Raw genomic sequence first — 12475 nt, 5'->3', positions numbered from 1 at the left:
ATTTGCATTTCGAAGTTTAAGCAGTTAAAAATGAAACATTTAGTAGCTTTATTATTTATATTTTCATCGGCAGTTATGTGTGCTCAAAACACAGGATTAATTGTTGGTAAAGTTTTAGATAAAGAACTGAATAACACACCATTAGCTTTTGCTAATGTTTCAATTAAAGGTACCAACTTAAATGTTAGTTCTGATATTTCTGGTGCTTTTCTTTTTGAAAACTTAAAAAGCGGTAAATACACACTAATTTGCAACTTTGCTGGTTATGAAACTGAAGAAATTATAATTGAGGTGAACGAGCAATTTCCTGCAGAAGTTAAATTATCATTAGGCGCCTTTACTTTACCTGCTATTGAAACCGCATCAAACAAAGGTTAACTCTTTTTGTTTACTCTTTTTTCAACCCTCAACAAGTCTTTTTTTTAAAAACCCTCAAGTAAGTTAACCCTAACTTTTCTTGTTGTCGTTTGTATGTTTTACCTACACACTACAACCAAAAAGTTGCGTTAATTAATGTTAACAAATTGTTTCGATTTAAACCAAAACATGCTGTTTTTAGTAACATTTGCATAACATTTTTATTACTGTTCTTTAATGCCGGCATAACACCGTATTTACATTATGTAGCTTTCTTTGCGGCATTAATTGAATAAAAAAATTATCTAAAATTTAAAACTCATGAAAAAAATAATTTTAACACTTTTAATTGCATCTACTTTAGTATTTACTGGATGTTTTAAAGATGATGACACCCCAATTGTTATTGAAGAAACTACAATAATAAACCAAGGTGGCGGTAACTCTAGCGGCGCTGAAGTTGTTGTTAAAGCAGGTGGTATTGTACTTGATGAAACTTGGACTAACGATAAAATATATGTATTAGACAGAAAAGTTGTAGTTGAATCTGGTGCAACTTTAACAATTGAAGCTGGTACTATTGTAAAAGGTAGAGCTGGTACAGGATCTTTAGCTTCTGCTTTAATTGTTGCTAGAGGTGGTAAAATTAACGCTGTTGGTACTGCAAGCGCTCCTATTATCTTTACTTCTGAAAGTGATAACATTCAGCCAGGTGAAACTGCTGGTACAAACTTATCTGCTTCAAACAGAGGTTTATGGGGTGGTTTATTAATTCTTGGTTATGCACCTTGTTCTTTAAAAGGTGATTTAGAAGAAACTCAAATTGAAGGTATTCCTGCTGATGATACTTTTGGTCTTTACGGTGGTGATGATCTTAATGATGATTCTGGTACCTTAAAATATGTATCTATCCGTCACGGTGGTGCTTTAATTGGTGAAGGAAACGAAATTAATGGTTTAACTTTAGGTGGTGTTGGTGCTGGTACTACTTTAGACCATATTGAAGTTATTGCTAACGTTGATGACGGTATTGAATTTTTTGGTGGAAATGTAGATGCTTCTAACTTATTAGTTTGGGCTCAAGGTGATGACGCTTTAGATATTGACCAAGGTTACTCTGGTACTATTACTAACGCTGTTGTTGTTTTAGGTGAAGTTTCTGACCACGGTTTAGAAATTGATGGTAGAGAAGGTTCTGAAGCTACTTTAAGTGCAGATTTTGATGGTAAATTCACAATAAACAATTTAACTTTAATTGGTAACGAAACTACATCTGGTGGTGAGTACGCAGATTACAGAAGTAAAGCTACAGGTGCTACTAACAACGTATTTGCTAAAGGATTCCCTTCTGGTAAAGATGTTGAGTTAGATAACAACGCCGTTGCTCAAAACTTTTTAGATGGTGATTTAACATTCTCTAACTGGGAAGTTGTTGGGTTTGATAACAATATTTTTGTTGAAAAAGGTGGTTGTATAAATTTTTGTGATGATGATAACGATGGTAATGATGAATTTGAACCTACTATTATAGCTAGCCCTACTTTTACTGAAAGAGCTGCAGATTGGACTACACAAGTTACTGATGGTGCTCAAACTGTTGGTGCTGATACAGCTGTATTAAGCTGGACTTACGCTGTTTCTACTGGCGGTGTAGCACTATAATCACAATTCTTTATTAAAAAAATAATTACAACTGCTCACCAGGTGAGCAGTTGTATATAAATCACATTTATGAAAAATATTATAATAGTTCTTATTCTATTTGTAATAGGATCATTAAACGTTGCCAATGCACAGTCTGGTATTTTAGCCGGTAATGTAATTGATGGTGACTACAACAATGAGCCTCTTGCATTTGCTAACATACTTGTTAAAGGAACTACTACAGGTACTACTTCAGATTTTGATGGCAAATATCAATTAGATTTAGAAGCCGGTACTTACTCTATTCTTTTCTCTTTTGTGGGTTACGAAACTAAAGAAATTAGTGGTGTTGTTATTAAAGCTGGACAAGTAACAGATTTAGATGTAACCTTAGCATCAAACGCTTTAGATGAAATTGTAATTACCACAAGTGTTAAAAGAAATACTGAAAGTGCTGCTTTAGCACTTCAAAAAAAATCAGCTACACTTTTAGATGCCATGTCTGCCCAAACCATTAAAGCTAGTGGTGCAGGTAACTTAGCAAGTGCAGTAAAAAGTGTTCCTGGTGTATCTGTAGAAGGCGGAAAATACGTGTATGTTAGAGGTCTTGGAGACCGCTATACAAAATCTACTTTAAACGGTGTTGATATTCCTGGTTTAGACCCTGATAGAAATACCATTCAAATGGATATATTCCCAACAAATATTTTAGATAATATTGTTGTTGTTAAATCTGCAGCAGCAGAATACCCAGCAGACTTTACTGGTGGTGTTGTAGACATTATTACTAAAGATTTCCCTACCAAATTTGAAGCATCAATATCTGTTGGCGCTGGTTTTAACCCAGACATGCATGGTAAAGATGATTTTTTAATTGGTTCTGGTAGTGATACAGATTTTTGGGGTTATGATGATGGTACAAGAGCTGTACCAATTCACAGATACCAAAACATTCCTGGTACTTTTGATAATAAACTTTTACTTAACTCTTTAACAAGCCGTTTTGATAATGAATTAAGAGCTCAAGAAGAAACAAGTAAGCCTAATTTTGATTTTGGCTTTACTATTGGTGATCAATTTACTGTTGGAGACAACAAACTTGGTTACATGGCCTTATTTTCATACAAAAACAGCACAACGTTTTATGAAAACAGAGTAGACGGTGCTTATCAATTCGACTTCTTAGATAAGTCTAATAACGAGTTACAAGCCTCTAGACTATCAACTGGTAAAGAAGGTATTAACAACATTCTTGTTAATGGTTTGGTTGGTTTAACGTTTAAAACACAACGTTCAAAATACAAAGTAAACGTATTACACATTCAAAATGGCGAGTCTGCAGGTGGTTTCTTTAACCAATCTGTTGCTGGTGCTGTTGCTGGTTCAGGTTTTGAGCCAATTACAAAAGATGCTATTACGTATACAGAGCGTTCTGTTACAAACTTATTAGTTAATGGAGACCATACTTTTGGTGCTACTAACGATTGGAATTTTGAATGGAAATTATCACCTACTTTTTCTAAAGTACACGATAAAGACCACAAAGTAACACCTTTACAAAGGTTTGATGATGGAAGATTTCAAATTACACCATCATTTGCTACGTTCCCAATTCGTATTTGGCGTTTCTTACAAGAAGAAAACTGGGCTTCAAAATTTGATTTTAATAAAAAATACGATTTAGGCGGAAGACCTGCTAAACTTAAATTTGGTGGTGGTTACACGTTTAAATTTAGAGATTTTAGTATTGATGATTGGACTTTCCAAAACAATGAACCCATTGCAGATGGAAACCCAAACAACTTCTTAGCACCAGAAAACTTATGGAATCGTGATAATGAAAACGGTACTAATTTAATTTCAACAGATATTTTTAACCCTGGTGATGCTTATGAAGGTGAGCAAAATATAGCAGCAACTTACATATCTAATGAGTTTAATATTTCAGAAAAAATTAAAACTATATTAGGTTTAAGAGCTGAAGTTTTCACATCATACTACACAGGAAGAAACAACAGTACTGGTGAAGATTTCTTACGTACTAAAATTATTGACGAGCACGATTTATTCCCATCTGCTAACGTAATTTATGCCGTTACAGAACAGGCTAATATTAGAGGTTCTTATTACAGAACTACTGCGCGTCCATCGTTTAAAGAATCTTCATACTCTCAAATTTATGACCCAATTACTGATAGATTATTTATTGGTAATATTGATGTTGTGCCAACGTATGTTAACAACTTTGATTTAAGGTTTGAGCGTTTTGGTGAAGCTGGTCAAATGTTTGCAGTAAGTGGTTTTTTCAAAAAGTTTAAAGACCCTATTGAAAAATCATTCTTTGCTAGTGCTCCTACACAGTTAACAGTTGGTAACTTAGGTAACGCCGATGTTTACGGTGCAGAGGTTGAGTTTAGACAAAATTTAGGTTTCATTACTGAAGGTTTATCTAATTTAAAATTTAGCTTAAACGCTTCGTACACAAAATCTGAGTTAACCATGTCTCAAGGTGAGTTTGATTCTCGTGTTGCAAATGCTAGAACAGGACAAACTATTGATAGAGAAAGAGACATGCAAGGTCAAGCTCCTTTCTTAATTAATACAAGCTTAAATTACACTAATAGCGACTTAGGTTTACAGTCTGGTTTATTCTTTAATATGCAAGGTGAAACTTTAGAAGTTGTAGGTTTAGGTGGTGTACCAGATGTATACACACAACCTTTTGAAAGTTTAAACTTTACATTAAATAAATCTTTTGGAGAGAAGAAAAACTCTTCAATTGATCTTAAGGTAACAAATATTTTAGGTGCTGAAAAAGAAAGTACTTTTGATGCTTATAATGCAAATGACGAAATATTTTCTTTAAGACAACCAGGAACAGAATTTTCCCTAGGTTACACATTAAAATTTTAATAGCCTTAAATTTTAGGTATAAAAAAGCTCCCAAATTGGGAGCTTTTTTTTTGAATAAAAATTATCTAAATTATAGGCTATTGTTACTGCTTACTTCAGTAATTTTAGCAATTTTAGAATTCTTGTAATTAACTTCTTTAGCTACACCATTGGCCCAAAACGTCCATTTTCCAACTTTTTTTCCATTCTCATAATTTCCAACGGCTATTTTGTTTCCTTTAGTATCAAAGCTAGTCCATGTGCCATGTAACTTTCCTTCTTTGTTAAACGTACCTTTTTGTTGTACAGTTCCATCTGCATAAAAATAGGTTGATTCAACTAAATCATTTTTTTGTTCATGCTTTACCGTAACATTCTTATCTTGAGCGTATACTGAAATTCCCATGAACACAACTGCTAATAATAAAATATATTTTTTCATAATATGTGGGGTTTTAATTAATTATTACGTTACAAATATATAAAATAATTTACATTTACACAACATTTACATAACATTAATTTAACATTAAACTTGTATTGTATTGATTTACAGGCTTTTGTTATTATTTAAAATAATGACATTGGCACATAAGCTAAGGTAACTAGCAAAACTTTAATTTAATTAAATAAGTACAGAAAGAACATAACATTAGCATAACATTAGGTTTAATTAAAATATTGACATTTGCTCACAATATATTTTACTTCTTTTTAATGGATAGTTTGTATACTTTTATGATAATTGCGCTTGCTGTTTTGGCAATTGCAGATTTGGTTGTGGGTGTAAGTAATGATGCTGTAAACTTCTTAAACTCAGCCATTGGCTCAAAAGCTGTGTCTTTTAAAACTTTAATGATTGTTGCTAGTATTGGTGTTGCTTTTGGAGCACTTTCATCTAGTGGTATGATGGAAATTGCGCGTAAAGGTATTTTTGTACCCGGGCAATTTGTATTTGATGAAATCATGATCATTTTTATGGCGGTTATGATTACTGACATTTTACTGCTAGACTTTTTTAACACTCTAGGTTTACCAACATCAACAACAGTGTCTATTGTTTTTGAGCTTTTAGGCGCATCAGTTTGTGTTGCTATTATTAAAATTACTGCCGATAAAAGTCTTACGCTTTTAGATTTAGGTAACTTTATAAACAATGAAAAAGCTATTGAAATTATTCTGGGCATACTACTATCGGTTGTTGTAGCCTTTTCTGTTGGTGCTATAGTACAATATGTAGCTCGTATATTACTATCATTTAATTTTGCTAAAAAACCTAAATATTATGGTGCTATTTTTAGTGGTCTTGCAGTAACATCTATTATGTATTTCATTCTTATAAAAGGTATTAAAAACGCCTCTTTTATGAATGATACTATTGTTAGTTTTATAAATAACAATACAAGTTTAGTTTTACTTATTGGTTTTGCATTATTCACTTTAATTTCATTATTGCTTATACAATTTTTAAAAGTAAATATTTACAAAATAATTATTGTAATAGGCACATTTGCACTTGCAGTTGCTTTTGCTGGCAATGATTTAGTAAATTTTATTGGGCCTACAACAGGTGCATATCAAGCTTACATGGATTTTGGTAATCCTGAAATAAATACATTAGGTCTATCTGCAACAGAGTTCACCATGGAAAGCCTTGGTCAAAAAATATTCACACCAACATACATTTTGCTAATTGCAGGCTTGGTTATGGTATTAACCTTATGGTTTTCTAGTAAAGCCAAAGCGGTTGTAAAAACATCGGTTGATTTATCGCGTCAAGATAATGTTAAAGAACGTTTTGAACCTAACTTTTTATCTAGAAGCATAGTTAGAATGACTATCGCAACTGCAGAAAGTGTTAATAATTTACTACCGCAATCGGCAAAAAATAAAATAGAAAAACAATTTGAAAAAGCAACAATATCTGCGGCCATAAAAAAAGAAGATTTACCAGCTTTTGATATGGTTAGAGCTGCCGTAAACCTAATGGTTGCTAGTGTATTAATATCTTTAGCAACATCATTAAAATTGCCGCTTTCTACAACATACGTTACTTTTATGGTTGCCATGGGTACATCATTAGCAGACAGGGCTTGGGGAAGCGAAAGTGCTGTTTATAGAGTTGCAGGTGTACTAAACGTTGTTGGAGGTTGGTTTTTAACAGCCTTAAGTGCCTTTGTTGCTGCAGCTATAATGGCTTTAATTTTATACTACGGAAGAGGTTATGCATTAGTTGCTTTAATTGCATTTGCCATTTTTGTATTAGTAAGAAACTATCTAAGTCATAGAAAACAAGCTAAAATTCTTAAAGCCGAAGATAGCCTTCAAAAAGCTGAAAGCAGTTCTATACAAGGTGTAATAACTGAAAGTGCAAGCAACATAGCTACGGTTGTTAAACGTGGTAATAAAATTTACACCAATGCTGTAAATGGACTTGCAACTCATAATTTAAAATCTTTAAAAAAGAATAAAAACCAGGTTGAAGCTTTAAGTGATGAAATTGATGAACTAAAAGATCATATTTTCTACTTTATCAAAAATCTAGATGAGCCAAGTGTAAGTGCCAGTAACTTTTACCTAAACATTTTAAGATATTTACAAGATATGGCGCAATCTTTAACATACATATCTAACACCAGTTACAAACACGTAAACAACAACCATAAAAAGTTAAAGTTTAGTCAAATTAAAGAGCTGAAAGAAATTGATGCTATTTTTGAAAAACTATTTGAAAACACAAAAGAAGCTTTTAGCTCAGGTTCATTTGATAAAATAGGTGCTGTGTTAGCTAAAAAAGAAAGTATGTTCAATTTGTTAACCAATAAAATTCAAAAGCAAGTTGAACGTACTAGAACCGAAGAATCTAGCCCAAAAAACACGACGTTATACTTTGGTATTTTATTAGAAACAAAAGATTTACTTACTGCAACCATGAGCCTTCTTGAAGAGTATTACAATGCGCATGACGACTCTGTTGCACCAGCAACAGTAGCCAAAAAAGACGAGGAAGAATAAACCATTTTTTTTAATATATTTTTCAAAAGCACCTAACTAGGTGCTTTTGTTTTTTGTACATTTAACTATATTATATTAATAATTACACCATGAAAATTTATCTCTTACTTTTCAGCTGTTTATGTGCTTTTAACAACGCTTTTTCACAACAATTAACAGCCACTGAATTGCTTGAAAAAAGCATATCCTTTCATGATCCACAAAACAAATGGTCCACCTTTAAAGGAAATTTTGTTATCACCATGGAAACACCTAATAATTCACCCAGAGTTAGCGCTGTTTTAATAGATTTACCCAATGAATATTTTCAAGTTACCGCTACCAAAGATACCATTACAACACGCTTTACCATTGATAAAAACAAATGTTCATTTGCTTTGAATAATTCTGAAAACATTTCAGAAGAAAATATAAAAAAACACAACTTAAATTGTGATCGTGCTGCACTTTATAAAAACTATTACACATACCTTTATGGTTTACCTATGAAACTAAAAGACCCTGGCACCAACATTAACCCAACTGTTGAAAAAAAGCAATTTAAAGGAAAAACTTATTTAGTACTCAAAGCAAATTATGATGAAGCCGTTGGTAATGATGTATGGTACATTTATTTCAACCCTAAAACTTACGCCATGGAGGCCTATCAATTTTACAAAACCAATGAGAATGGCACCGTTAAAAAAGACTCTGGAGAGTACATACTACTATCAGACATAAAAACGATAAACGGCGTTAAAATGCCTAAAAACAGAGCTTGGTATTACAACAAAAACAACAAACATTTAGGCACAGACATTTTATACTAAAACACTGTATACCAACAAAAACACAACGTTTTCATACTTTTTTTAACAAAAATTTAAAAGCATCTATTTTATATAAAACATCTATATAAAGCTAAGCTTCGTACATAATAGTAAACCTAAAATTATTATTATGAATAAATTTTTTGCATTGCTACTTGCAGCTACAGTTACTTTTTCATGTGTATCAAAGAAAAAATATGTTGCTTTACAGCAAGAAAATGGAAATATAAAAAGCGAACTACTTAAAACTAGAGTTGCAAAAGAAGATTTAGAAGCCAAGTTTAGCAAAATTCAAGCACGTGTTGATGAATACAACGCTAAAATTTCAACTTTAAAACAAGAAAACGATACCAAATTAGATGCCGTTAGTAATGTTGCCGTTATTTCTAATAGTACAAAAGAAAAAATGCGCGAAACATTAAAAAACGTTGATGCTGCAAAACTTGCTCAAGCAAAAACGCTTAAAGATTCAATGAATTTAGCCGTTGCTTATAATTTAGAAAAAACTATAAGCGAAAGCAATATGAATAATGACGAAGATTTTGCCGTAAATATTAATGAAACCGTTGTTATGATTTCTATAGCAGATAATATGTTATTTAACACCGGAAGTTACAGATTAAGCAATAAAGCCGATAATGTTTTAAAAAAATTAGCCGATGTTATTAACTCTGAACCTAGTTTAGATGTTATGGTTGAAGGACACACTGATGCAAGAACAATTAGCACAGAATTTTTAGCAGACAACTGGGATTTGAGTGTTATGAGAGCCACATCGGTTGTTAGAAAACTTCAAGAAAAATATAATGTAGCACCAGAAAAACTTATTGCTGCAGGCAGAAGTAGCTACCAACCTATTGCCGATAACAACACAAAAGATAATAGAGCAAAAAACCGACGTACAAAAATTATTATTTTACCCAATATTGATAAGTTTTTTGCGTTAATGAGTGAAAACAATACAACTGTTGCAAACAATAATATAGAAGATTAATTAATCCATTATTTTCTAAAATCAAAAAGAGCATCTCAAAATGAGATGCTCTTTTTAAATTTGGGGTTCCCCCTTTCGAGGGAACAACCCAGTTCTTAAGAACCGCACATTAAGCAATCATCGCCTTCGGCTTCTTTTGCTTGTGCAATAAGCGCTTTCATTTCTTCGGCAGTCATTGGTTCAACATCAACTTCTGCAGTATTTTGTTTAGCAAACTTAGCGGCATTTTGGGCTGCTAATTTTTCTTTTTTAGCTTTATGTTGCTCTACAGCTACGTTATCAACTTCAACAGCTTCAGCTTTAGGCTGTTCTTTTTTAGTAGTTTGTAATGTAAACTTAATGGCATCAACAGCACTTTTTGTACGTAAATAGTACATACCTGTTTTTAAGCCGCTTTTCCAAGCGTAAAAATGCATTGATGTTAGTTTTGCCATAGTAGCGCCTTCCATAAATAAGTTTAAAGATTGTGATTGATCAATGAAATACCCGCGTTGGCGAGACATATCAATAATATCTTTCATACTTAATTCCCAAACTGTTTTGTAAAGATCTTTTATATCTTGCGGAATAATATCAATACCTTGAATTGAACCATTAGCCCTCATGATGTCTTGTTTAAGCGCTTCGTTCCAAAGGCCTAATTCTACTAAATCTTCTAATAAATGTTTGTTTACAACAATAAACTCACCCGATAATACACGACGTGTGTAAATGTTTGATGTGTAAGGCTCAAAACACTCATTATTTCCTAAAATTTGCGATGTTGATGCTGTTGGCATTGGCGCTACTAACAATGAGTTACGTACGCCATTTTTAACAACATCTTTACGTAGTTTATCCCAATCCCAACGGCCACTTAAATCTTCATCTTTTAAGCCCCAAAGGTTATGCTGAAACTCACCTTTACTAATTGGAGAACCTTCATAAGTTTGATAAGCCCCATCGGCTTTTGCTTCTTCCATACTTGCTGTAACTGCAGCAAAATAAAGGGTTTCAAAAATTTCTTGGTTTAATTTTTTAGCTTCATCACTAGTAAATGGCATGCGTAATTTTATAAACGTATCGGCCAAACCTTGTACACCTAAACCAATTGGACGGTGACGCATGTTTGAATTTTCGGCCTCTTTTACAGGATAGTAATTTCTATCAATTACCTTGTTTAAGTTTTTAGTAACACGTTTAGTAATTCTATATAGTTCTTTATGATCAAACGCGCCATTTTTAATAAACATTGGTAAGGCAATAGATGCCAAATTACATACTGCAACCTCATCTGGCGATGTGTATTCTAAAATTTCAGTACATAGGTTTGATGAGCGAATGGTACCTAAATTTTGCTGATTTGATTTTCGGTTAGCAGAATCTTTATACAGCATATATGGTGTACCTGTTTCAATTTGAGATTCTAATATTTTTTCCCAAAGCTCACGTGCTTTAATTTTCTTTCGTCCTTTTCCTTCAGCTTCATATTTTGCGTATAAAGCTTCAAACTCTTCACTGTGCGTATCGGGTAATCCTGGGCATTCATTTGGGCACATAAGCGTCCATTCAGCATCTTGTTCAACACGTTTCATGAATAAATCTGGAATCCACATAGCGTAAAATAAATCGCGTGCACGCATTTCTTCTTTACCATGATTCTTCTTCAAATCTAAAAAGTCAAAAATATCAGCATGCCAAGGCTCTAAGTACACGGCAAAACTTCCTTTACGTTTACCACCACCTTGGTCTACATAACGTGCAGTATCATTAAACACGCGTAGCATTGGCACTATACCATTACTTGTGCCATTTGTACCGGCAATATAACTTCCTGTTGCTCGTATGTTATGCATAGCTAAACCAATACCACCAGCAGATTGCGATATTTTAGCTGTTTGTTTTAAGGTGTCATAAATGCCATCAATACTATCTTCTTTCATTGTTAATAAAAAGCAAGAAGACATTTGTGGTTTTGGTGTACCAGAGTTAAATAATGTTGGTGTGGCGTGTGTAAAGTATTTTTTAGACATTAACTCGTAAGTTTCAATTGCCGATTCAATATCATTTAAATGAATACCTACAGATACACGCATTAACATATGCTGTGGGCGCTCTGCAATTTTACCATTTAGTTTTAAAAGGTATGAACGCTCTAATGTTTTAAATCCAAAGTAATCATAACCAAAATCGCGGTTGTAAATTATGGTAGAGTCTAATCGCTCTTTGTTTTCCATAATAACATTGTAAACCTCATCAGACAGCAGTGGTGCTTCTTTTCCTGTTCTTGGGTTTACATATGCATATAAATCTTGCATAACTTCACTAAATGTTTTTTTAGTGTTTTTGTGTAAGTTTGATACTGAAATTCTAGCTGCTAAACGCGCATAATCTGGGTGTGCGGTTGTCATTGTAGCAGCTATTTCACTTGCTAAATTATCAAGTTCACTGGTGGTTACACCATCATACAACCCTTCAATAACGCGCATGGTTACCTTTAAAGGATCTACCAACTCGTTTAAACCATAACATAGTTTTCTCACCCTTGCGGTGATTTTGTCGAACATTACTTGTTCTTTTCTGCCGTCTCTTTTAATTACATACATACTGCTGTTTACTTTTAAGTTTTTTTACCTGAATTACTTCAGATTATGGATTAGTTAGTTATACTAAAAATGCCTCTAGTGGTTAATTAGAGTAGTTTAGTTGGATAAAAAATATAATAATTAGCTTATTTTCTTTTAGTGGAAAATAATAGGGTTCTTAAGAAAATTTTGAACTAGCT

The 12475-nt window shown here is 32.9% G+C and carries 8 protein-coding genes; 6 read left to right on the top strand and 2 right to left on the bottom strand.

Features of this window, described 5'->3' with window-relative positions; all coding sequences use genetic code 11:
* Positions 1-30 precede the first annotated feature (30 nt).
* The 3 genes from ACYX4H_RS06715 to ACYX4H_RS06705 all read left to right on the top strand — a co-directional run bounded on the left by ACYX4H_RS06715 (position 31) and on the right by ACYX4H_RS06705 (position 4914).
* Positions 31-378, top strand: coding sequence for a carboxypeptidase-like regulatory domain-containing protein (locus tag ACYX4H_RS06715; protein ID WP_476238440.1), 348 nt, complete (start codon positions 31-33; stop codon positions 376-378).
* Between the two features lie 300 nt (positions 379-678).
* Complete coding sequence (locus tag ACYX4H_RS06710) at positions 679-2019, top strand: hypothetical protein (protein WP_476238438.1); 1341 nt, start codon at positions 679-681, stop codon at positions 2017-2019.
* 69 nt (positions 2020-2088) lie between these two features.
* On the top strand, positions 2089-4914 hold the full coding sequence (locus ACYX4H_RS06705; protein ID WP_476238437.1) for a TonB-dependent receptor: 2826 nt from the start codon (positions 2089-2091) through the stop codon (positions 4912-4914).
* Positions 4915-4984: 70 nt separating this feature from the next.
* On the opposite strand, the gene ACYX4H_RS06700 is transcribed toward ACYX4H_RS06705, so the two are convergent.
* Positions 4985-5335: a toxin-antitoxin system YwqK family antitoxin gene (locus tag ACYX4H_RS06700; RefSeq protein WP_475294799.1), complete on the bottom strand. Its 351-nt coding sequence runs from the start codon at positions 5333-5335 to the stop codon at positions 4985-4987.
* Between the two features lie 275 nt (positions 5336-5610).
* Here ACYX4H_RS06700 and ACYX4H_RS06695 point away from each other — a divergent pair, with 275 nt between their 5' ends.
* The 3 genes from ACYX4H_RS06695 (at position 5611) to ACYX4H_RS06685 (ending at position 9711) form a co-directional block, all read left to right on the top strand.
* Positions 5611-7908 carry an inorganic phosphate transporter gene (locus tag ACYX4H_RS06695; protein ID WP_476238636.1) on the top strand — a complete coding sequence of 766 codons (2298 nt, stop codon included), beginning with the start codon at positions 5611-5613 and terminating at the stop codon, positions 7906-7908.
* An 89-nt stretch (positions 7909-7997) separates the two neighbouring features.
* Complete coding sequence (locus ACYX4H_RS06690) at positions 7998-8717, top strand: DUF6503 family protein (RefSeq protein WP_476238436.1); 720 nt, start codon at positions 7998-8000, stop codon at positions 8715-8717.
* A gap of 130 nt (positions 8718-8847) precedes the next feature.
* The gene (locus ACYX4H_RS06685) at positions 8848-9711 is read left to right on the top strand and encodes an OmpA/MotB family protein (RefSeq protein WP_476238435.1); all 864 of its coding nucleotides are present in this window, start codon (positions 8848-8850) and stop codon (positions 9709-9711) included.
* Between the two features lie 95 nt (positions 9712-9806).
* Here ACYX4H_RS06685 and ACYX4H_RS06680 read toward each other — a convergent pair whose 3' ends face one another.
* Positions 9807-12296 (bottom strand): ribonucleoside-diphosphate reductase subunit alpha, encoded by a 2490-nt coding sequence (locus ACYX4H_RS06680; RefSeq protein ID WP_476238434.1) that lies wholly within the window; start codon positions 12294-12296, stop codon positions 9807-9809.
* Positions 12297-12475 lie beyond the last annotated feature (179 nt).

It is taken from the genome of Seonamhaeicola sp. ABD4_340 (assembly GCF_056312135.1).
The sequence above is the reverse complement of the archived record's forward strand: the minus strand, read 5'-3'. Positions and strand labels throughout refer to the sequence as shown.

Excerpts from the sequence above, each read along its gene's own strand:
- ACYX4H_RS06715 (WP_476238440.1), top strand. The coding sequence starts at position 31 with ATGAAACATTTAGTAGCTTTATTATTTATATTTTCATCGGCAGTTATG.
- ACYX4H_RS06710 (WP_476238438.1), top strand. The coding sequence starts at position 679 with ATGAAAAAAATAATTTTAACACTTTTAATTGCATCTACTTTAGTATTT.
- ACYX4H_RS06705 (WP_476238437.1), top strand. The coding sequence starts at position 2,089 with ATGAAAAATATTATAATAGTTCTTATTCTATTTGTAATAGGATCATTA.
- ACYX4H_RS06700 (WP_475294799.1), bottom strand. The coding sequence starts at position 5,335 with ATGAAAAAATATATTTTATTATTAGCAGTTGTGTTCATGGGAATTTCA.
- ACYX4H_RS06695 (WP_476238636.1), top strand. The coding sequence starts at position 5,611 with ATGGATAGTTTGTATACTTTTATGATAATTGCGCTTGCTGTTTTGGCA.
- ACYX4H_RS06690 (WP_476238436.1), top strand. The coding sequence starts at position 7,998 with ATGAAAATTTATCTCTTACTTTTCAGCTGTTTATGTGCTTTTAACAAC.
- ACYX4H_RS06685 (WP_476238435.1), top strand. The coding sequence starts at position 8,848 with ATGAATAAATTTTTTGCATTGCTACTTGCAGCTACAGTTACTTTTTCA.
- ACYX4H_RS06680 (WP_476238434.1), bottom strand. The coding sequence starts at position 12,296 with ATGTATGTAATTAAAAGAGACGGCAGAAAAGAACAAGTAATGTTCGAC.